Origin of the sequence: Desulfamplus magnetovallimortis (assembly GCF_900170035.1) — a bacterium.
GTDB classification, from domain to species: domain Bacteria; phylum Desulfobacterota; class Desulfobacteria; order Desulfobacterales; family Desulfobacteraceae; genus Desulfamplus; species Desulfamplus magnetovallimortis.
On sequence record NZ_LT828542.1, the window covers coordinates 375746 to 397450 of the forward strand.

At 39.4% G+C, this 21705-nt stretch carries 18 protein-coding genes; 10 read left to right on the forward strand and 8 right to left on the reverse strand.

The window, feature by feature from the left end:
• Positions 1-1216 (reverse strand): B12-binding domain-containing radical SAM protein (locus MTBBW1_RS08300; protein ID WP_186441161.1); only part of this gene is annotated, 1216 nt, incomplete at its 3' end.
• A gap of 484 nt (positions 1217-1700) precedes the next feature.
• Here MTBBW1_RS08300 and MTBBW1_RS08305 point away from each other — a divergent pair.
• Together MTBBW1_RS08305 and MTBBW1_RS08310 are read left to right on the forward strand one after the other, a co-directional pair.
• A complete protein-coding gene (locus tag MTBBW1_RS08305) occupies positions 1701-2285 on the forward strand; it encodes a 1-acyl-sn-glycerol-3-phosphate acyltransferase (protein ID WP_080801832.1) in 585 nt (194 codons plus the stop codon).
• Positions 2286-2288: 3 nt separating this feature from the next.
• Positions 2289-3350: a branched-chain amino acid aminotransferase gene (locus MTBBW1_RS08310; RefSeq protein ID WP_080801835.1), complete on the forward strand. Its 1062-nt coding sequence runs from the start codon at positions 2289-2291 to the stop codon at positions 3348-3350.
• Between the two features lie 488 nt (positions 3351-3838).
• Here the strand turns inward: MTBBW1_RS08310 and MTBBW1_RS29955 are convergent, their stop codons facing one another.
• From MTBBW1_RS29955 to pyrE, 6 genes are all read right to left on the reverse strand, one after another.
• A complete protein-coding gene (locus tag MTBBW1_RS29955; RefSeq protein WP_080801843.1) occupies positions 3839-4657 on the reverse strand; it encodes a DnaJ domain-containing protein in 819 nt (272 codons plus the stop codon).
• Between the two features lie 11 nt (positions 4658-4668).
• Positions 4669-6099: a peptidoglycan DD-metalloendopeptidase family protein gene (locus MTBBW1_RS08320; RefSeq protein ID WP_186441162.1), complete on the reverse strand. Its 1431-nt coding sequence runs from the start codon at positions 6097-6099 to the stop codon at positions 4669-4671.
• 846 nt (positions 6100-6945) lie between these two features.
• Entirely contained in the window at positions 6946-8007 is a 1062-nt protein-coding gene (locus tag MTBBW1_RS08325) for a hypothetical protein (protein ID WP_139786703.1), read from the reverse strand.
• 188 nt (positions 8008-8195) lie between these two features.
• A complete protein-coding gene (locus MTBBW1_RS08330; RefSeq protein WP_080801852.1) occupies positions 8196-9047 on the reverse strand; it encodes a Vgb family protein in 852 nt (283 codons plus the stop codon).
• 34 nt (positions 9048-9081) lie between these two features.
• Positions 9082-9399, reverse strand: a complete 318-nt coding sequence (locus tag MTBBW1_RS08335) for an isoamylase early set domain-containing protein (protein ID WP_080801855.1) — start codon at positions 9397-9399, stop codon at positions 9082-9084.
• 716 nt (positions 9400-10115) lie between these two features.
• Positions 10116-10676, reverse strand: a complete 561-nt coding sequence (pyrE, locus tag MTBBW1_RS08345; protein WP_080801868.1) for an orotate phosphoribosyltransferase — start codon at positions 10674-10676, stop codon at positions 10116-10118.
• A 968-nt stretch (positions 10677-11644) separates the two neighbouring features.
• On the opposite strand from pyrE, the gene MTBBW1_RS08355 reads away from it, so the two are divergent.
• The 7 genes from MTBBW1_RS08355 (at position 11645) to MTBBW1_RS08385 (ending at position 19427) form a co-directional block, all read left to right on the forward strand.
• Positions 11645-12319, forward strand: coding sequence for a cell division ATP-binding protein FtsE (locus MTBBW1_RS08355; protein ID WP_087881741.1), 675 nt, complete (start codon positions 11645-11647; stop codon positions 12317-12319).
• Positions 12320-12525: 206 nt separating this feature from the next.
• Positions 12526-13422 (forward strand): cell division protein FtsX, encoded by an 897-nt coding sequence (locus MTBBW1_RS08360; protein WP_186441163.1) that lies wholly within the window; start codon positions 12526-12528, stop codon positions 13420-13422.
• 290 nt (positions 13423-13712) lie between these two features.
• On the forward strand, positions 13713-13940 hold the full coding sequence (locus MTBBW1_RS27745; RefSeq protein WP_139786704.1) for a hypothetical protein: 228 nt from the start codon (positions 13713-13715) through the stop codon (positions 13938-13940).
• Positions 13940-14761: a murein hydrolase activator EnvC family protein gene (locus MTBBW1_RS08370; protein ID WP_080801879.1), complete on the forward strand. Its 822-nt coding sequence runs from the start codon at positions 13940-13942 to the stop codon at positions 14759-14761. Before MTBBW1_RS27745 ends, MTBBW1_RS08370 begins: the two co-directional genes overlap by 1 nt.
• A gap of 3 nt (positions 14762-14764) precedes the next feature.
• Positions 14765-16141, forward strand: a complete 1377-nt coding sequence (locus tag MTBBW1_RS08375; protein ID WP_080801882.1) for a S41 family peptidase — start codon at positions 14765-14767, stop codon at positions 16139-16141.
• A gap of 10 nt (positions 16142-16151) precedes the next feature.
• Positions 16152-17543: a divergent polysaccharide deacetylase family protein gene (locus MTBBW1_RS08380; RefSeq protein ID WP_080801885.1), complete on the forward strand. Its 1392-nt coding sequence runs from the start codon at positions 16152-16154 to the stop codon at positions 17541-17543.
• A gap of 333 nt (positions 17544-17876) precedes the next feature.
• Positions 17877-19427: an ATP-binding protein gene (locus MTBBW1_RS08385; protein WP_080801888.1), complete on the forward strand. Its 1551-nt coding sequence runs from the start codon at positions 17877-17879 to the stop codon at positions 19425-19427.
• 32 nt (positions 19428-19459) lie between these two features.
• Here the strand turns inward: MTBBW1_RS08385 and prmA are convergent, their stop codons facing one another.
• Positions 19460-20419 (reverse strand): 50S ribosomal protein L11 methyltransferase, encoded by a 960-nt coding sequence (prmA, locus tag MTBBW1_RS08390; RefSeq protein WP_080802106.1) that lies wholly within the window; start codon positions 20417-20419, stop codon positions 19460-19462.
• A gap of 407 nt (positions 20420-20826) precedes the next feature.
• On the opposite strand from prmA, the gene MTBBW1_RS08395 reads away from it, so the two are divergent.
• Entirely contained in the window at positions 20827-21705 is an 879-nt protein-coding gene (locus MTBBW1_RS08395) for a 50S ribosomal protein L11 methyltransferase (RefSeq protein ID WP_080801891.1), read from the forward strand.

A 21705-nucleotide genomic window follows, 5' to 3' on the forward strand; every position in this document is an offset into this window, starting at 1 on the left:
GGGTTTTAAAGCCTGCCTTTTTCATAACAAGTAGCATTTCCATATCAAGGGATGGCGGATAGAGGCCATTCATTGCCCGCAATTCAATATCTCTTCCCCTGAAAAGAGAGTATAAACGATCCATGAGATCAAAAAACCATTTTCGATTCAAGGTAAGATTTTCATCTTCAAAATCAATAAAACCAATATCATGGTTTCCCATCTGTATTTCAATCTCTCTTATTATATCATCCACCTTTCTCTGGCGAAAACCTGCATGATTTGAACTTGCTCCCACAGAGCAGTATGTGCATGGCATAGGGCACCCTCTGCCAGCCACCACAACACTTCCTGCCCTTTTGTTTCTGCTGTAAAATTTATGATTTACAAGAGAAAAATCAGGCAAAGGATACTCTTGAAAACTCTCAATCCACGCAGGCTCTGAAATATAAAGGGATTTGTTATTAGCATTGTTGTTATTATTAGCACCATTAGTATTGTTGTTATTAACACCATTGGCATTATTGCTGTTGTTATAACTATTGGCACTCTTGCCATCATCTATTCCATTTTTATCAGTATCATTGACACTGTTATTGTTATCTGTTCCATTGATATTGTTATTATCATCAATTCTTTCAATATCATCAGGAAAAGGAATATTTTTTACAATTTTTTTTCTAAAAACAATACCAGGAACATCATCAATGTTTTTCCCCTCTTTCAGACGCTTTACAAGCAAAGGCATTGAGACCTCCCCTTCTCCCCGAAGAAGAAAATCAACAGCCAAGCAACTTATTGCAGATTCAGGAAGAGCTGTTGGATGATGTCCTCCCATCACAATATAGCAGTCCGGCAAAAATCTTTTTATGGCCTCTGCTGTCTTTTCCGCAGTTCTGGCATAAGGGCTGAAAAGAGATGAAATACCTACAAGAAAAGGCTTTTTTTCACGGGCTGTTCTGCCGGCATATTCAAAGCTGTATCCATAATGCCGGAAGTGGTGAAACAACCCAAAATATGAGAGATCATCCTTTCCATAGTAAGGAAGAAGATACTCCATTTCATCAGGTATAGGAATAATCTTTGATTTCTTAACTGCAAGACAATCCAGAATTTCAACTGAAAATCCCCGAGACTTAAGTGATGCTGCAATGGATGTCAAGCCGTAGGGAATGCTTCTTTTATAAGTAAAATAAAAATCCTCAACTGGTGGCTGCACCAGCAAAATATCTGTCATGTTATACCCTCTGTAGAGCTGGGTTGTCTAAATCCGCCATTCTACTTTTTTTAAATTATAAAGAAAAATGATATGCAAATGCAATCAGATGAGTTATCAAATAGCTTTACAAAAAAATTTGCATCCTCATTTTGGCATCTTTCATTTGCCAGTTTACATTTTCCTGAACACAATGGCGGTTTTTCTGGTAGCCTGTTCCGGAAAGTGTAAAGTACTTTATGCATGATATGAAGGATGCCCTCATTTTGACTTCTTTCATATCTACTCAAAAGTAGGGCATCTTTCATATCTACCCAAAAGTAGTTTACACTATTTTGAATGAGACACCTTTAAAATGGTAAGATGCTCAGAAAATTGCAAAGCAGTAAATGAAAGATACCAAAATACCCAAATTATTTTCATGACATAAAATTGCCAAGATCATTAGGGTTCAAGGTGCTTATTAAAAGAGTCATTACGACTTAACTTGCTAACAGGAGCATGCATGAAAACAGTTTTAAGCCATTTAGGAAAACTTATTTACCGCATTACAGGATGGAGTTATGATGAAATTCCGGCAGAGGAATGGCAGCCTAAACAGCTCTTCATCGGATTTCCACATACATCCAATATGGATACTGTAATGTCATTCACATATGCAAAAGTCATTAAAGTTGATGCCAAGGTGCTTATCAAATCTGACTGGTTTTTCTGGCCAATGTCCTCATTTCTTAATGCACTTGGAGGAATTCCCATTGTCAGGGAAAAGGGAAGCGGCTTTGTGGATAATATAATAAAGGAGTTTAAAAGTCAGAAAAAATTTATCCTTGCAATTGTTCCTGAAGGAACTCGGAAAAAAATTGAAAAAATTAAAACAGGCTTCTGGAATATTGCAAAAGGAGCCGATGTTCCTGTTGCATGCTGGTTTTTTGACAACAAGCGCAAAAAAATGACATGGGTAGGTCATCTTATACCAGGAGATAACCTTGTGGAGGACTTGCTCAAATTAGAAAACATGTATAAAAAACATGGATACCAGATTCCCCTTGGAGATATAAATCAATACAAAAAAATAAAAGGAGGTCAATGAAGTATGGAAATCAAAATCACTGAAAAAGAGTTAAAAGGCACAAGACCCGACGATTCTTCCCTGGGTTTTGGCACAATTTTTACAGACCATATGTTTAATATGGACTACTCTCCTGACAAGGGATGGCATAATCCCAGGATTGAACCGTTTCAGAACCTTTCAATGTCCCCTGCAACCATGACCCTCCATTATGGTCAATCCATTTTTGAGGGGCTAAAGGCATATAAAAATACTAACGGTGAAATTCAGCTTTTCAGGGCACGGGACAATTTCATAAGATTCAACAGATCTGCAAAGGGACTTTGTATTCCGGAACTTGATATAGATGATGCCATGGAAGCACTGAAAACGCTTCTCAGGCTTGAAAAAGATTGGATTCCTGAAACCCCTGGCACATCGCTTTATATCCGCCCTACAATCATTGCAACTGATCCCTTTCTTGGAGTAAGGGCATCCCATACCTACAGGTTTTTCATCATTCTTTCACCTGTTGGAGCTTATTATTCCGGCGGTTTCAGCCCTGTAAAAATATGGATATCCAAAGAGCATGTAAGAGCAGTGCGGGGCGGAGTGGGAGAATACAAAACAGCCGGAAATTATGCGGCAAGCCTCTATGCGTCTGAAAAGGCAAAAAAGGAAGGTTATGCACAGGTTCTGTGGCTTGATGGCGTAGAACTAAAATACATTGAAGAAGTGGGCGCCATGAACATTTTCTTTGTGATAAATGATGAGCTTGCAACCCCAAGTCTCAACGGCAGCATCCTTCCCGGTATTACCCGTGACTCTGTTATCAAACTTGGTAAAAAATGGGGTATGAAGGTATCAGAGCGCAAAATTGCCATGGATGAAGTAATTGAAGCGTCAAAGAATGGCTCACTAAAAGAGGTTTTTGGCTCAGGTACAGCCGCTGTTATCTCTCCTGTTGGGGAAATCCGTTACGGAGATGAAAAAATCCAGATAGGAGATGGCAAGGCAGGTGACATTGCCGTAAAATTTAACTCAGCCATAACTGATATCCAGTATGGAAAAGCAGAGGACAGTGAAAACTGGATTGAAAAGGTCTGAAGACCAATTAAACATGCAGTGCTTTGTCGTCAATTTATTTAAGGGTTGTTGTCTTTGGATTTTTTACCGTGGAAATGGATACAAATTTCCATATTCGGGGGTGGCTGGATGCCGGCCATGACCGTTTACCGTGAAAATGACTATCATTTTGATAGTTGGGGGTGATTGATACACAATCATGCCCGTTTACCTTGAAAATACCCTTACCATTTTCATGGTCGGGGGTGGCAGTTGAATTCGGCCATGAAGGTTTATTTGATAAGACAACTCAAATAGAGTACAAAAACTGACTTTCAGTTTTCACAAGCAAAGAGGCATCCTTCATATGAACCCAAAAGTACTTTACACTTTTTTGTGAGAAATTCTTGCCACTCAAAGTTTTCTCTCCGGAAAGTGTAAACTAGGAAATGAACCATGCCGAGATTTCCGCTGCCGAGAGTTTTCTCTCCGAAAAGTGTAAACCGGTAAATGAAGAATGCCAGCAGAATTCAATTTTTTGAAATAAAGCCCTTGATTCTGGACAACAAATCATTTTTTACAGCAACGGTCAGAAAGAGATCTCCTTTCTGACCCGTTAACGAATCCTCTATTCCTGCACCCTTAAGACGTATCTTATGCCCATCCTTTATATCAGGGGGTATTTTTACAACAAGTCTGGCATCCCGTTTTTTGTGATAATATGCATAAGGCCCTCCATCCCTTGCATGGGACGGAGAAAGAACAATATTATCATAAACATCAAGCTCTGTTTCAGGAGCTTTAAGAAGTGAGTTAACTGCACGCTTCAGTAATTTATTCCCCATATTATAGAAAAACTTCTGATAGGGTTTCAACTGGGGTGTAGAAGATTGATTATTAATCTCACTGAATCCCCGTGAGTTGAACCCCTGGGCGTCAGAACGAGGGCCAAAAGTACCAAAAAAGAAGAAACCACCACTGTTGACTCCACCGCTTACCTTGAACAGCTCGTTCAAACCACGAATTCCAAAACTGTCTGCAATCTCCTGAAAAATCTTTTCAATATCAGAATGCTTTAGAATATCTTCATAGCTGTTGCTCTGACGAAACCGGCCTGCTGCATCTGTTCCGAATCTCTCCCTGAGATGATCATACTCCCTGCGTTTATCTGAATTTGAAAGTACAGCATATGCCTCATTGAGCATGGCCATTTTTTCAGAAGCAGAGGCATCATCAGGGTTGCGGTCAGGGTGATATTTTATGGCAAGTTTCTTATACGCTTTTTTGATAGCTCCCGCATCTGCAAGGGGGTCAATCTCAAGGATTTTGTAATAATCTCTGGTATCCATGATCTATTTATCTAACTTCCATTTGGAAAGGATTTATCAGAGGGGTTGGGTCTAATGACAGACCCAGAAGGTATTTCCGCAGAATCCATTGACTCATCACGAGGCAACACACGCCTTTTTCCATCAGAATCCTTAATGTTCATTGAAATCTGTGTTGAAGAGAGCTGCCACTTGCTGGTAATCATGGCGACCTCTTTTGCAAATTGCTGCTTTGCAACTTCTGGTAATGGGGTGCCATCAGGCAGTTTTAATTTTCGATAATCAACATAACTGCCATTAACCATGAATCTCAAATCTAGATGGGGACCTGTGGCATAACCGGTTTTGCCCACATAGCCTATAATATCACCTTTGGAAACAGCTCTTCCTTTCTTTATGGTAGGATGAAAACGGGAGAGATGCAGATATTCGCTGATACCGGTTCCGGGATGATCAATCTTGATATAATTTCCTGCTGATCGGCAATAGCCTTTAAAAACAACAACGCCATCACCAACACTTTTAACAGGTGTGCCTTTTGGAGCAGAGAAATCAATCCCGGGATGGCTTCGATACCTCTTTGTGACAGGATGAAGGCGTTTAAGAGAAAACTCAGATGTAATTTTTCTGTATTTTAATGGATATTTCAAAAAAGATTTCTCAAGACTATTACCTTTTTCATCATAATATCCTGTCTTGCCATCATGGGTAAATCGATACGCCTGATAATTTCCATTACGTGTAACTATCACAGCAGCGGTTATATTTCCGCTTCCAACAAACTTATTAAGTATGTATTTTTCTTCATAAGCCAGCCTGATCCTGTCATTTCTATGAAGGGTTTTAAGATCAAGCTTGTTGCTGTATATGGAATCAAGCTGTGCTATCACCTGTGAAGGGAGATTCAACTGAAGGCAGGCATCGTGAAGAGTCGTATGGATAACCCCTTCCACCTGCCGTATCTTTATATTAATATTCTGCTGGGCAGCGTGTACTTTTATCGGGTCACCAAAATCAAAAACAACATAATTTTCATCATCTTTTTCGTAAATAAAATATTTTACCTTTTCAGGCATGGAGCGTTCTTTAATAATACTGTACCAGCGGCCAGAACGAATCTTGTGGACATCAAAAACTCGACGTGAATTTTTGGCAGCACTGAAAATCTCTGCGTGCGTTACTCCATAGGGATTTAGCATCTTTGCAAGGGTTTCACCTTTTTTAACCCTTGCCCTTATTTCAGAATAATTTTCAATGGAAAGATGGTGTTTTTCTGCGAAATATGTAAAAATTTTGGATGGGGATTTCAGATGACCTTCTGAATCAAGGGGGGTAATTTTTTGTCTAACAGTCGCAAATGAAATATCAGACAATAAAAAAATTATAAGAATTGAAACGGAAAAACAAACAAGAAAGCAAGAAAGTGTTTTTTTAGTATAATAAATCTCTTTTGACAATTTCAATTGAACCATACCTTGTTAAATATGTATAATTTAAACTATAGAACAAGGTTAAATGAACAATCCAGTCTCATCCCCATTATGGCATATAACGGCCATCATGGATGCCTGGCCACAATGGAACAGATGATAATTTTCATACAAACAGCCCTGTTACATAGACTTTCATACAAAAATATTGAGTGACAGACAACAACCGGAAAATTGACCTTTAACCAGTTCCCATTGCTGCTGATCAAGTCATAAAAAAAGAGTGTACATAAATGAACACTGTTTTCCCCAGAAAGTTATTGTCATGCATAAACATTTTGCCATCCACCATTTACCTTTTTACACTTTTAGAAACTCATTGCCGTTTTTTTGGGCTCTCAATCCTAAAGTGCAAAGTTGCTCCAGAATAATATGTTAAAATGGCAATATTTTTTGCACAAACAAAAGAACAATCATAAACTTAAAAAACAGCAGCAAACACAATTCAGACGAATTAATTCGGTATAAAGATCATATCATTGGAAGAGTGTCAATATAATTATCGACTGCAGCAGTAGAAATTTATTCTATTGTGGCTATATCTGAACAAGCACACATAAATAAAATGAAAATAAAGGCAAGAGTAAAATTCTGAAATAACTAATATTTTTTATTAGAAAACCTCAATAAAACATTGATATATAGAGACTTTAATGCATCGTTGTGATGCCCTCGCAATAATGAGGTTTTATTTGAATCTCCGGCGTGGGTCTCAATTTATCCGAAGATTCATTTTTCGTTGAGAATGTTTTTTCATGGGTGTTTATTAGTAGGCCTCTGTAATATTTGACACAAAAGCAACCACTCACAATCAAAACATCACAATGGCGGAAAAAAGAGATCTCCTGGATTAATTGATTTAAAAGCATAGGTTATCAGGGCTGCTGAAGTCTCCTCCTCAACACTTAAGACAACGCAGGAACCAAGATACTCTGTTTTCTGAACATATTCAGGAGATGGGTATTCACTCTCCTCTGGCCTGTTAAAAATATCATAATATTGACCGGTATTAAGGCCGTGAATTTTTCCTCTGTTAACAAAGACAACGCTGTTTTCTCCAATTATGGAGGTATGATTTTCTGCAAAAAGAATTGAGCCGGCTATTTCTGGACTCGATCTCTTAACTCTTACTTTTGCATCCTTAGAATTATAAGGAATAAGTATATCATTGGGCATTATTTCCCTGTAGGCAGTTATAACTTTTCCTTCGATTCCGGATCTCTGATCATTGCATCGGCAGGGTTTTTGTCTGAGCTTTGTGATCTCCACAACACCAGTCATATAATGCTGGATACCGGGCACAGGATAATTTGTAGCTCCCATAATATCAATTGTCCTGAGCAGATAAAAACGATCACCAATAGCAAGAACATCTTCATTGTACATATCAAGATAGACATCCTTACCTGCCTTTATATCCTTGTTAAAACCTGGTTTGCGTTTTAAAACCCTTCCCCATGGCTCAACAGCATCAGGCTTGATATATCCCACACTCTCCATTAAAGGATAATATAAGCTGTAGGGTGGATTAACAGGTATCACTTCCCGTGGAGAGTCTGAAAGGGGTGACAGAGTGCCTTGTAAAGATGAATTCTCCTGTTTAAGCCGGCTTCTGTCCTCAGGATTTATCCAGTGAGGATTTATAATGTGCCTCTCTCTTTTCCAGACTGCCGGCCAATCTTCAGAAGAAGAGTCGGGGTTATCCCAAGGCACACTATTATTTTTGACACTAAAGGGAGTGTCTGGCTCTGCCATATCTCCTGACTGTGACATCATCTTACCTTCATCAGATTGAGTTACACCTTCAGTTACAGTGTCAGATGACTGGGATATTGCTTCATGGGGAGTTACAATGCAAAAGGTAACCAACCATATAAGCACTGCCGTTTCCCTAATTTTTGAAAATATGACACAACTTGACATGGGTCGCCTCCTGGAACAATATAGTTGTAAACTACTCATCTTTTTATGCAGCATATCTATAATTCCTTTATATGAAAGTCTCCTTAACAGACTGTTTTAAAAACGACTTTCATCCCTTCGATTGTGGCGGTAATCCACCATGTACGTTATTGAAAATCATCCGGTTTCAAATCAATCTCCTTCATTTTTCTTTTCTTGAAGGGAATTTTGAAAACCCGGTTAAGGTTATAATCTCCAACCCAAAAGTAACCATCGCCAAGTGCAACTGAAGAGGGTCTTTCAATCATTGGAGGCAGTTTTACTTCGTGTGTGAAGCGGCCGTTGCTTGTATCCATTCTCAGTAGGCGGGATGTGACGCAGCGTTTTTCATTATTCCTGCACTCATCCATTCCAACCACCCATATATACCCTTCACAATCCCATGTCAGACCTGATGGTCGCTTGATGGGTGAGAAATAAACATTTTCAATGGCTTCAAGTTCCGGGTTAAACTGCACTATTTTCATACTGTATTGAGAGATAAGCCACAATGATTTGCCGTCAAATGCGATTCCGTTGGGGGACTTGACTGGAGATTTGATGGATAGAACAAACTCACGATTGGGTTTTATTTTTAAAATCTGGTCATTTTTTGCATCTGCAATCCATAAAAATCCCTCACCGCAACACTCGCCCTCCCATGCCATTCCACATATATCCATCAATCTTCTCTGGGGGCCAGGAAAACGTCCAGATGTGTAACTTCCACCATTCAGCAATGTATCTTTAGAAAAAACATAAAAAGGTTCTGTAACAATATCCCTGGCAAACTGAATCTGATTGGAGCAGCCAAGCACAAGGTTTTTTCCATCCCACGCAATTGCAGCCGGCCCGACCTGGGACTCATGCTCAAAGGCGGCAAAAAGATCTGTCTTGAACTGCTGGTAACCGCATCCTGAAACAAGAAGTAATACCAGAAGTGATATCACGGGAACTATTTTTCGATATGGAGGGGTCATTTCTTTTCTCCTGTTGGATGAAAAATTTGGAGTTTTATGATCTGTCTATAATAACAATACAGTTATCGGAATCAAGATATGGAGATGGTCTGTAATCGTCTGCATCAGGATCATTCTGCCATTTAATACCATCCATAAGGTATTTAAAATGATATTCCCTGCCACAATCCAGGTCAATGGTAATGGTAAAATCTCCGTTTTTCAGTTTCTGCATGGGAAGTGAGCTGATATCCCAGCCGTTAAAATCCCCTGAAAGAAATGCCTTTTCTGCATCCCCTGCCTCACTGCTTGATATGGTAAATTTTGTTTTACATATAGGTTTACTTTTTAAATATCGCTTTGTTATGCTCATTAGGCAACCTCCTTTATTAATGAGGTTTAAACAGAATCCAAGGTTTAATTTTGATAACCATGTTAGCAAATTTTACTTCATTTTTTGGCATGCTTCATTTCCCAGTTTACACTTTCCTGAGAGAAAGCTCTGAGTGGTGGGAGTCTCTCACAAAAAAGTTTAAAGTACTGTTAGGTTCATATGAAGGATGCCCATTTTTTGAGAGCATATTAAAATGCCCATTTTTATACAACTTTGCAAAAGCCAGTCAACAAGGAATCAACAGGAATTTAAAACACATATTTATTTTTATCGTCATGAAAAAAAAGTCAAGGTGAATTAAGAGTATATAAGATATATTTTCCGCCGTTTATCATTGATGCAGTAACAGGCATGATTGTTTACGTATCAATCACACCCAAATATAAAAATGATAGTCATTTTCACGGTGAAAAATCACAATTTTTTACTGCATCATTCATATCAACCAAAAGCAATCTACATTTTTCATGCCGAAAATGGTATGCTTCATGACTACTTTAAACTTTCTGAAAGCAATCTACTGCATTGTCAAATCTAAAAATTAGGGTTCGGTTAATTGTAGAGACAAGGCCTGCCTTGTCTCTACGTTGCAGATAACCCTAAAATTAAGTATTGGCAGTGCACTACCTTTTTAAAAGTGTTCCCACCAAAAAAGTGAAAAGTACCTTTGCAGGGATATGAAGGATACTCCGAAGTTACTCTTTTTTTTGCCAACAATCCATAAGCTCATCCCTTGTAATAATTGCAGAGACGCTTTCTATGTATTTTTTAATATTTTCAATTCCACCTTCCTGGCGATCAACAAGTGTTATAACGTGAACCACGTCAAGCCCCTGAACCCTGGCACGCTCAACAGCCTTTATGGTTGAACCTCCAGTTGTTACAACATCTTCTATTATAACAACTTTATCTCCCACTGCCATATCGCCTTCAACCCATTTGATCATCCCGTGATCTTTCTGCTCTTTTCTTATGGAAAAAGCTTTTACAGGGGATTTTTGAAGATAAGATACAAATGAGGTAGCAACCGCAATGGGATCAGCACCAAAAGTCAGCCCTCCTACACCTGAAACATTAAATCCTTTAATAGATTCAAAAACAAGGTTTCCAACAAGATACATTCCTTCAGGGCTCAAGGTTACAGGTTTGCAGTTCACATAAAATTTACTCATTGCACCGGAGGCAAGCTTAAAAGTTTCTTTTTCACTATATTGAAATGATTTACTACAAAGCAGATCAATCAATCTTTTTTTCATTTGATTTTATCCTTGAATTTTAGGTATAAAACAGCAATCATTGAGAATCAGAACTTTTCTTTGATATTTTATTGTTTTTTTGTATATTTTACAAATATTGAAATAATGAAAAGCCTTAACTCAAGAAATACAATTAATACCCAAAATCGACATCTTATTGCTTTTGCATAAGTTATTGCAGTTGTCTGAACCAGGATAACCAGGTTGGATAGGATGCTCAGGATAGATAATCCTGCCTTATCCTTGGATAATCCTGCCTTATCTTTGTTAATCTTGGGAATCCTGATTCAGACAGTTTTGACAAGGCTTACAAGATCATAGGTGTCAACTTTGAGTTAATAAGATAGCCTTCACTGATGGAAGAAGCCGTTTTGCGGATTCAGTGAAGGCTTTTTGTAAGGAAAACTGTTTTGCAGCACTCCTTGACAATAAAAATGATATACCAGCAATTTTCATTTGAGTCAAACATGTAAAATCAGATACAATACCTTTTGACACTCTCGTGAAAAGCCCAAAATACCAGACGTGCTAAAAATATTGCATTTCAGAGAGTTGAACTTAGCGCCCTTCGGGCGGGCTTTTCCATAACCAAACTGCTTTTGCAGGATAAAAATGGAAATTCCTATACTATATATATTTACCGTGAAAATGAGTATCATTTTTATATTTGGGGGGGGGTGATTGATACGTAATCAATCATGCCCGTTTACCGTGAAAACACCCCCATCATTTTCATAATCGGGGGCGGCAGTAGAGAGAAGGCATGCCTTGTCTCTGCTGTCATGACGGTTGACCAAAAACAGTGGTGGCTAAAGTGGCATGCTTCATTTCCCAGTTTACACTTTCCGGAGAGAAAACTCTGTGTGGCGGGAATCTCTCACAAAAAAGTGTAAAGTATTTTTGGGTTCAAATGAAGGATGCCGATAAAGCCACTGTTTTATTCTTCAGGGTAGATCATGGGCAAGGATATGAATAAACAAGAGCCTATAATAAGGTGCTTCAATGTCAGCAAATGGTACGAAAATCTTTGTGCTTTAAAAAAAATCAACCTGGACATATGTACAGGAGAGTTTGTTTTTATCACAGGCCCTTCCGGGGCAGGGAAATCAACCCTGCTTAAAATACTCTATCTTGATGAAACAGCATCGGAAGGCCAGATTGTTGTTGACGGAATGAATCTTGCGAGGATTTCAAAGGCCAGAATGCCATACCTTCGCAGACGACTTGGAGTTGTTTTTCAGGACTTCAAATTAATTCCCAACCGCACTGTCTATGAAAATGTTGCACTTGTTCTTGAGGTTGCAGGTGTCAAGAAATCTCTCATCAGACAGAAAGTTCTTCAGGTGCTTCGTATCACCGGAATGACCCGTAAAATACATGCTCTTCCCCCAACACTTTCAGGCGGAGAGCAACAGCGTGTGGCATTTGCAAGGGCAGTTGTCGGAGAGCCTGCAATAATTATTGCAGATGAGCCTACCGGCAGTCTTGATCATGATTCTGCAAGAATTATTTTTAACCTGCTTGTTAAATACAATGACAAGGGTGTCACAATTTTGATTGCAAGTCATAACCTCCATTTAATAAATAATACAAACAGAGGGAGGCACATTCACCTTACCAACGGTGAATTACAGCTTATGTGAATCTCTTATTGTAAAGCACTTAGGAATTAATTTTTAATAAACCCAATTACTTAGGAATGAACACCAAATGACCTGCTCTTTTCAAGAGCGGGCTAAAACTTCATGGTCTATGATCAAAGTCAACGACTACCCCGATCATGAAAAGAATACGGGGTTTTTTCACGGCAGAATAATCCGGGATATTTTTACAGTAAAACATGAAACTAATGACCATTCATTTTGAAAGAGCTTTACAGGAGATAGTTGCCAACCGCTATGTTAACCTGATGACAATCATGACCATAGGACTATGTACACTTTTCATAAGTGTCTTTGGCATGTTTTATGAAAATGGGGCACGGATTATGAGTTCCTGGAATCAGGGTGACCGTATTCTGGTATTCCTTCATCCCGAAGTGTCCTCAAAGAACACAAATGACGTACAAAACAATCTAAAAAAAATGGAACCAGTTGAGAGTATTACATTTATATCCCGCAAAGATGCCCTTGAAGCGCTTAAACAATCCATGCCTTCCGGAACTGCCTATCTCGAGAACCTGGAAAGAAATCCGCTTCCCGATTCATTTATTGTTAAATTAAAACCAAATAGAGATAAAAATATTAATATTGCAGATATTGCTGCGCAAATATCCAAATTATCACATATAGAGTCTGTTGATTATGGTGAGGCATGGATTAAAGAGATAAAGAAAGTCCTTGATCTTTTCCGGATCACAGGCATTTTTCTGATGATTCTCTTTTCAATGGTGACTCTTTTTGTTGTAGGAAACACCGTCAGGCTCTCTTTGTATGCAAGAGAAGAGGAGTTTGATGTAATGCGCCTTGTGGGAGCAACAGAGGCATTCATGGCAATACCCTTTCATATTACTGCTATTATTCAGGGAGTTACAGGAGCTTTGTCAGGATTTTTTACACTGGGCATATTATATTATGCAACACTTTCCATTATAAAAAATTTTAACATGATGGAGCAATCAGCACTGCCCATGTCAATGGAGGTGCAATTTATTTCTCCATATACTATGACACTTATTTTTGCAGGTGCTGTTCTACTTTGCTGGGTAGGTTCTTTTTTCTCACTTAAAAGACACCTTAAAAATTAGGCATCCTTATTTTAGGTTTATCTGCAACGTAGAGACAAGGCATGCCTTGTCTCTACAGTTAACCGAACCCTAACTTTAGCTTGGACAATGCACTAAAGCGGAAAATGAAAGATGTCCCGGAATTTCATCAAATTTTTTTTAAGATACTTACCGGAAAGCAGGATAAATTAAGCGTGTTTACTTACAAAACAGCCTACTACACAGCTTTATTGTTGTATTGTATATTTTTTTACACTATATACCAGCCAAATAGTGTAAAATGTTCTGAGAAAAACAATTCTGAAGCTACAATGATTCATGAGCAAATTGAAAAAAAGAGTAAAGAGCTAAAGCAGATAGAATGCAATGAACACAAAATCCTTGATGAACTTGATTCAATTGAATTTCAGTTAAACAGAACAAATATGAAGGTTTCTCTTTTATCAAGAGAGCTTGATACTCTTGACAGCAACATATATTCAATTGAAACTCGCCAAAAAAAATTAAACAGAAAATCAAACAAAATGAAATATACTTAATGGCCAGGCTGAACTCATTCTATAAAATGAAAATGGTAGAAAAACTCTCTTTTGCTCCCCTTAAGGAGTCTCTTATTGACATGGTTATGCATCGTCATTCAATGCAGATGATTATTGACAATGATGTGGAGCTTCTGAAAAGCCAGCAGGCCGGGGCCATAGAACTTGCCATTACCGGAGACGAGTTAAAAAAAAGAAGAGAAGGCAAAAAAAAGACTGAGGAAAATCTTTTCCGTGAAGTAAAACTGATTAAAAGGAAAAAACAGGAGCAGGCTATTTTGTTAAAAAAAATCAGAGAAGAAAAAGAGGCAGGAGTTGAAATCATTGATTCTCTGAGAGTGGCTGCCCGTGAACTTGATAACAAAATCAAATCATTTACTGAAAGCAATGCAGAAAAATCAGGCCAAATCTCTTTTGAAAAATTATCAGGACACCTTGACATGCCTGTAAAGGGTCAGATTATATCCAGATTCGGCCCCCAGAAAAACAGTGCTTACAGTGCCTTCACATTTCAAAGCGGAATTGATATAAAGGTAGAAAGGGGCGAACCCGTGAAAACTGTTTTCAAAGGCAAAGTGATTTATTCACAATGGTTAAAAGGTTATGGCAACGTGATAATAATTGATCATGGGAACAGCTTTTATACATTGTATGCCCATCTTGAAGACCGTTTTAAACAAAAAGGGTCAAAGGTAAATACCAATGAAGTGATTGCAACAGCAGGAGCCACAGGTTCACTGAAGGGCGTCTGTCTTCATTTTGAAATAAGACATCATGGTACACCTGTTGACCCCCTGAACTGGTTGAAAAAAGGAGTTTAAGAAATGAGAAACAGAAAGCTGTTAGCTTCAATGGCCAGATCCTGGTTATCTGTTGTCATCACAGTGTTCATGGTAATAGTTGTCGGTGGCTATGAACAGTTAAGCATAGCTGAAAACGACAGAGAAAAAACCTATGAATCACTAAAATTATTTACTGACGTACTTCAGGAACTTGAAGATAACTATGTTGACGAAGTTGATGGCGAGGCTCTGATTCACAGTGCCATAAAGGGTATGGTGGGAAGCCTTGATCCCCACTCCACATTTATGCCTCCGGAAGCCTTTGATGAACTTCAGGATGACACAAAGGGAGAATTTGGCGGCATAGGCATTGTTATCTCCATTAAAAACGGCCTTCTTACAGTTGTCTCTCCCATAGAAGGGACTCCGGCATACAAAGCTGGAATAAAAGCCGGAGACATCATAATTAAAATTGATGGAGAATCAACCGCTGATCTGGCATTATGGGAAAGTGTCAAAAAAATGAGGGGTACAAGGGGTGAAAGTGTCGTCATCACCATTGTCAGAGAAGGCGTTCCAGATCCTGTTGACTATGAGCTTGTCCGGGATATAATCCCCATGAACAGTGTAAGAAGTGCCACAATACATCCAGGTTATGGATATCTTTGGGTAACCAACTTCAGAAACAATACATCTGATGAAATCAAGGAAAAACTCGATATACTGGAGTCGGGGCAGGTTCCACTTAAAGGATTAATACTTGACCTTCGGAACAATCCAGGGGGGCTTTTAAGCCAGGCCGCCGACGTCTCTGATATTTTTCTGGAAAAAGGTGTCATAGTCTCAATAAAGGGACGCTTTGAACAGCATACAGAAGCCTTTGAAGCACACAAAACCAAAGATGACAGAAAATACCCTCTTGTGGTACTTATCAATTCAGGCAGTGCAAGTGCTTCTGAAATAGTTGCAGGGGCACTGCAGGATCATAAAAGAGCATTGATACTTGGAACCACTTCATTTGGAAAAGGCTCGGTGCAGAGCGTAAGACCCTTAAGAGATGGCTTTGGTCTTAAATACACTATTGCAAGATATTATACCCCAAATGGCCGATCCATACAGGCACAGGGCATAATACCTGACATTGAGGTGCCTTTCTCCTTAGAAGAAGTTGCTGAAAAAGAAGAGAAAGAGCTGTCACCCATGGAGAGAATGCTGCGGGAAAAAGATCTTAAAAACCATCTTGAACCTGAAAATGCTCAAAAAAATAAGAAAAAATTACAAGAAGAGAAAGAGAATCAAGACTCGGATGAAACTACATCAGGTGGGCTTATTGATATTGAAAAGCTCAAAAGGGATACACAGGTTCAAAGAGCGCTTGACCTTTTAATAGGGTATGATCTTTTTAATAGTCTTGATTGAGCACTGACACATGACATCATCAAAAAAAAATTCTGAACCCCCCGTTAAAAAAAGCGGGAGTGAAGGCAGTAAAAAACAGAACAGTCTCAAAAACAAAAGCAAGACTAAGGGCAATAGTGGAAAGACCGCCGGAAGCACTGCAAAAACAGGTAATAATGTATCTTCAAAAACCCTGAAGAGAGCCACTGCTCCAAAAAGGCAAAAAAAAAGCACTAAAGTCAATAGCAGGCGAATCACTAACAGAAAAAATGAAACTTCGGTAAGCCAGGAATTAAAGAAAGGATTCACAGCCGTTTTTCTACTTGTCTGTGTGGTGGGGATAAGTGCAATGGGAGCGGATCTATATTTTAACGGTTTACTTTCAGGCACAAACAGGGAAAAGCATTCCGATTACGTGGAAAACATATCAGGCACAGATCAAAACAGAGAGACCAATACAGGTGAAAATGCAAAAATTAACACACCGCATCTGAAAGCCCAGAAAAAAAAAAGCAGGAATATTGCTGATCAGCCTGAAAATCTCTCAGAAGATGGCACAGTAACCATGTCACAAGAAAAAAAGATTGATTCCCGTGATAATAAGTCATCATCATCTGCAAAAAGCCTTGCCCAACCTGATTCAACAAATATGTCCGAAGAAAAAAACAAGATATCTCCGCTATTTGAAATTTTTGATGATGAACCTGTTCAAAAGGACTCCCTCTCCCTGCCTTCAAAAGATCAGATGTCAGAGGGTCCAAGGGTTGCAATTATAATTGATGATATAGGGTTTGACATGAAAATGGCTGATAAACTTGCAGCTATTGACACCAACATAACCTTTGCAATTCTTCCTGCTGCCCCGTTTGCATTAAAAGCCGCACATAAACTACACACCAAAGGAATGGAGCTTATGCTCCATCTGCCCATGCAGCCTGTTGAATATCCGGAAGTTAACCCGGGTCCTGGTGCTATTCTTACATCAATGTCACCGGATGAAGTTGTGGATACATTAAGAAAAAACCTTGATGCTCTCCCCTACATAACAGGTGTTAATAACCATATGGGCTCGGCCATAACAGCACTCTCTCCACAGGTTCACCAGATATTTACGGTATTAAAACAGAGAAAGCTTTTTTTCATTGACAGTCTTACCTCCAGTGAATCCCTGTGCAGTCAGGCTGCCCACTTGTTTCAGATTCCGTTTGGTCACAGGGATGTCTTTCTGGACAATATTCAAACCAAACAATATATCATAAATCAAATAAGAAAACTTGTCACAACTGCAAAGAAAAATGGCTTTGCAATTGGCATTGGCCACCCCTATCCTGCCACCTATATTGCACTAAGGGATGAGATATCAAACCTGAAAAAGCATGTAAAAATTGTTCCTGCTTCCCAGGTTGTGGGTTTGTTGGAGTGATGCTCTGTTAGCTACAGAAGCTTCTTAATCACTCAAAATCGACACCTATAACCTCTTGAGCCTTGTCAATAGTGTCTGAATCAGGATTCCCAAGATTAACAGGATAAAGCAGGATTACTATCCTGAACATCTTGGTTATCTTGGTTATCCTGATTCAGACAAATTCAGACAAATTCAGTAAATTGAAAAAAGCAATAAGGGAGTCCGCAGAATCTAATTTCCCACCATAGTCGATGAAGAAGCTTCAAAATAGAAAGCAGCAACAATGACAAATGGTAATTTAGCAACCACTGACTCCCTAAGATGTCGATTTTTAGGACAAAGGATACATCCATGAAAAATCTACCGCTGGGAATGAACACCCTTGCCAAACTGATCAAGCAGAACTGTGTTTACGTGGATAAGACCCAAATGGCATGGCAGCTCATTTGCCAGCCTGGTGCATTTTTTCTCTCCAGACCCCGACGATTCGGAAAAAGTCTTTTCGTGGATACATTGAAAGAGATCTTCGAAGGCAACAAGCCCTTGTTCAAAGGACTCTATATCCACGATAAATGGGACTGGACTCAAAGCTATCCTGTCATCAAAATCGACTTTTCCGACGGCACACTCCAAACCAGAGAAAGCCTTGACCGACGCATATATGAAATTCTATTCGACAATGCAACCCGGTTGAATGTCACCTTGAGTAAAGGCCGCGACATTCCAGGAACCTTTGGGGAGTTGATTCGTTTTTCCGCAGAAAAATATGGCACCAGAGCCGTGGTTTTGGTGGACGAATACGATAAACCCATATTGGACAACATCGAAAATAGAGATACTGCAAAAATCATGCGGGAGGGGGTAAAGAACCTTTACTCGGTTCTCAAAGGCCAGGACGCCTATTTACAATTTATCTTCATGACCGGGGTGACCAAGTTCTCTAAGGTGAGTCTCTTCAGCGGAGTGAATCAATTGACGGATATAACCATTGATGCGCAATTCGGAACCCTTTGCGGCTACACGCATCACGACCTTCAAACACATTTTTCAAAGCATCTTGATGGTATTGAACAAGAAGAGATAAAACAATGGTACAATGGGTATTATTGGTTGGGAGAGACCACAGTTTACAATCCCTATGATATTCTTCTTTTTATAAACAAAAGAGCCCAGTTCCGCAATTACTGGTTCGAAACCGGCAATCCCAGCTTTTTAATCAAACTTTTTCAAAAAAATCGCTATTTTCTACCCGATCTGGAGTCACCGGTGGTCACCGAAGAGATTTTAGATTCGTTTGATATCGAAAAGATCAACCCCCTGACTCTGCTGTTTCAAAGCGGTTATCTCACCGTGGCACACACCTTCACCCGTCGCCGACGCATGATGTTTCTGTTGAAAGTGCCCAATCTGGAGGTAAGAATCGCATTGAACGACCATTTCATCAACGGATACACCGATCTTGTAAACGAAAAAATCGGAATTCAGGATAATCTCTATACCTGCCTGGAAAATGGAGACATCGACGGCATGCTCAAAGTGATTCAACGCCTTTTCAAATCGATCCCATGGCGAAATTTCACCAACAACGATTTGGCAGACTTTGAGGGCTACTACGCATCGGTTATATACGCTTTTTTTTGTTCCCTTGATGCCGAAGTGATCCCCGAAGATATCGACAACCACGGCCAGGTGGATATGACCGTCAAGCTGGGAGACCAGATCTATGTGATGGAGATTAAGGTTGTGGATGGGACAAACGCCGATAAACTCAATTGCAACCCGGCTTTGAAGCAGATTCAAGACAAAGGGTATGCCGATAAATACCGGGGAATTGACGGCGTCACCGTCCATGAGGTGGGGCTGGTGTTCAGTAAAGCATCGCGGAATTTGATTGTTTTTTGATACCAATGCCAGACCAATCAATGCAAGTTTCTTCACAATTTTGCAGCAATAGCAACCCATTCCCCTTCATACCTTATTTCCGCAATGGAAAAGCCGTACTCTTCCAGAGCTGCCAGGACTATGCCCTCCTTCTCCCTTATTATACCTGACAAAATAACGGTTCCACCATCTGAAAGGCTCTTTTTTATATCACCAAGAATCTCAATGATAACTTCGGAAATAATATTGGCAGTGACAATGTCAAACTTTGGTGGCGGCTGGTTTTCAGCAAGATAGATATCAAGAGTATTTTTTTCAACATGATAACGATCGGGATCAATTGCATTCTTTTCAAGATTCTGACAGGCAACTTCCACGGCAACCTCATCATTATCAATGCCGCACAACCTTCTTGCCCCAAGCTTTGCACCAGCAATCATAAGTATGCCGGAACCTGTACCAACATCAAGGAAGGTATCAGCCGGCATTAAATATTTCTCAATAAGAGCAACACACATGGCAGTTGTGGGATGTGTGCCTGTACCAAAGGCCATTCCGGGGTCTATTTCGATAACTATATCCTTTTGATGGGGAGCAAAAGTTCGCCATTCAGGTTTGACAACAATATGCTCTGTAATTCTGGTGACATAAAAAAATGATTTCCAGGCTTCAGCCCAATCTTCCTGATCCACAATTTCAGTTTTTATGACAATATTAATATAAAGCCCAGACTGACTTTGTAGTCCTTCTGACTTACTCTGGAGCTCTTCAGCCTTTTCCCTGATTTTTTCAATAATCTCCATTGATGTATCACTATCAGGAAGATAGCCAGAGACATATGTCTCATCAGAAACTTCTACAGCATCGCTTGCAAATCCTTCCGGAGGGGCATCCATTGGAATCTGGCAGACAACCCCCTGAAGCCCAAGGCCAAAAAAAATATCAGAGACAAGTTCCTCAGCAAGGGGTATATCATTTGATTCAAATATTGCTTTTACATGTATCCACTTCATTATTTTTAACTCTCCGGTTGATTTTTTTATGATTTTATGTGTAACGTTCTGCCCGTTTACCGTAAAAATACCCACATCATTTTCATGATTGTGGGCAACCTATTGCATTGTCAAAGCTAAAAATTAGGGTTCGTTTAATTGTAAACTCAAAGTCGATACCTATGATCTTGTAAACCTTGTCAACACTGTCTGAATCAGGATTCCCAAGATTGACAGGATAAGGCAGGATTATCTATCCTGAGCATCCTGGTTATCCTGGTTATCCTGATTCAGACAACTGCAATAACTTATACAAAATCAACAAGATGTCGATTTTGAGTGTAAAGACAAGGAATGCCTTGTCTCTACGTTGCAGATAACACTAAAATTAAGTCTTGACAGTGCACTATGTCCGGCCATGAAGGTTCATGACCGAAACTCTTTATCCTGGAGGAACTTTTTTGTCAAACCCCTATGAAAATCTCTGGATATACTATCTGGTAGGTATCCCTGAAAAACTGACTGACATCAGCAGAAATGAATTTTTTATTGGCAACTGGGAAGAAGAGGGTTTTTCGTTTCTCTTTTTTTCTGTTCCCTGTGATGAGATGATTGAAAAACTTGTCTCTGAAGATCCTGGCATCAAACTGATAGACCGATACGAAATGAGCGGTGAACAGTGGCACGGAGATAAAATAGAGTCCTACACCACAGGCACCTTCTGTGTATCTCCTCCCTGGAAAATCCCCTTTGTTAACCGTTCTGATCTCAATCATATACTGCTTGATCCCGGAGTGGTATTTGGTACAGGTCGTCACCAGACCACAGAGGATTGCCTTGGTTATATAGAGTATCTATTCAATGAGAAAAATGAGCAGATAGACAGTGTTCTGGACATCGGCACAGGCACAGGACTTCTGGCAATTGGTGCGGCTGTTCTTGGTTGCCGGAAAGTGATGGCACTTGATTTTAACCTGCTTGCCGTGAAAACAGCCCGCCACAATATTATTATTAACAGCCTTGAAGAGAAAATACTTGCCTTTCAGGGTAAAGGGGAAGATTTCATATCCTTGCCTGCCGATCTTGTGATTGCAAATATTCACTACGATGTAATGAAAAACCTCGTTGAATCACCCGATTTTTTGAATCACAAGTGGTTCATACTATCGGGACTTTTAAACAGTGAGGCTATAAAAATTGAGCAAAGGCTAAGGGAAAAAGGTATTTATGTAATTGAATCTATAGCTCCTGACCAAGTGTGGAATACAATTCTTGGTTGCAGCTTGCCGTTGTCAATAGATAAATAA

Bases quoted from the DNA above. Each gene is read 5' to 3' on its own strand.
- MTBBW1_RS08395 (WP_080801891.1), top strand. From the start codon at position 20,827: ATGACCGAAACTCTTTATCCTGGAGGAACTTTTTTGTCAAACCCCTAT.
- MTBBW1_RS08370 (WP_080801879.1), top strand. From the start codon at position 13,940: ATGGCCAGGCTGAACTCATTCTATAAAATGAAAATGGTAGAAAAACTC.
- MTBBW1_RS08385 (WP_080801888.1), top strand. From the start codon at position 17,877: ATGAAAAATCTACCGCTGGGAATGAACACCCTTGCCAAACTGATCAAG.
- MTBBW1_RS08330 (WP_080801852.1), bottom strand. From the start codon at position 9,047: ATGACCCCTCCATATCGAAAAATAGTTCCCGTGATATCACTTCTGGTA.
- MTBBW1_RS08305 (WP_080801832.1), top strand. From the start codon at position 1,701: ATGAAAACAGTTTTAAGCCATTTAGGAAAACTTATTTACCGCATTACA.
- MTBBW1_RS08355 (WP_087881741.1), top strand. From the start codon at position 11,645: ATGAATAAACAAGAGCCTATAATAAGGTGCTTCAATGTCAGCAAATGG.
- MTBBW1_RS08360 (WP_186441163.1), top strand. From the start codon at position 12,526: ATGACCATTCATTTTGAAAGAGCTTTACAGGAGATAGTTGCCAACCGC.
- MTBBW1_RS08335 (WP_080801855.1), bottom strand. From the start codon at position 9,399: ATGAGCATAACAAAGCGATATTTAAAAAGTAAACCTATATGTAAAACA.
- MTBBW1_RS29955 (WP_080801843.1), bottom strand. From the start codon at position 4,657: ATGGATACCAGAGATTATTACAAAATCCTTGAGATTGACCCCCTTGCA.
- MTBBW1_RS27745 (WP_139786704.1), top strand. From the start codon at position 13,713: ATGATTCATGAGCAAATTGAAAAAAAGAGTAAAGAGCTAAAGCAGATA.
- MTBBW1_RS08380 (WP_080801885.1), top strand. From the start codon at position 16,152: ATGACATCATCAAAAAAAAATTCTGAACCCCCCGTTAAAAAAAGCGGG.
- MTBBW1_RS08375 (WP_080801882.1), top strand. From the start codon at position 14,765: ATGAGAAACAGAAAGCTGTTAGCTTCAATGGCCAGATCCTGGTTATCT.
- MTBBW1_RS08310 (WP_080801835.1), top strand. From the start codon at position 2,289: ATGGAAATCAAAATCACTGAAAAAGAGTTAAAAGGCACAAGACCCGAC.
- pyrE (WP_080801868.1), bottom strand. From the start codon at position 10,676: ATGAAAAAAAGATTGATTGATCTGCTTTGTAGTAAATCATTTCAATAT.
- prmA (WP_080802106.1), bottom strand. From the start codon at position 20,419: ATGAAGTGGATACATGTAAAAGCAATATTTGAATCAAATGATATACCC.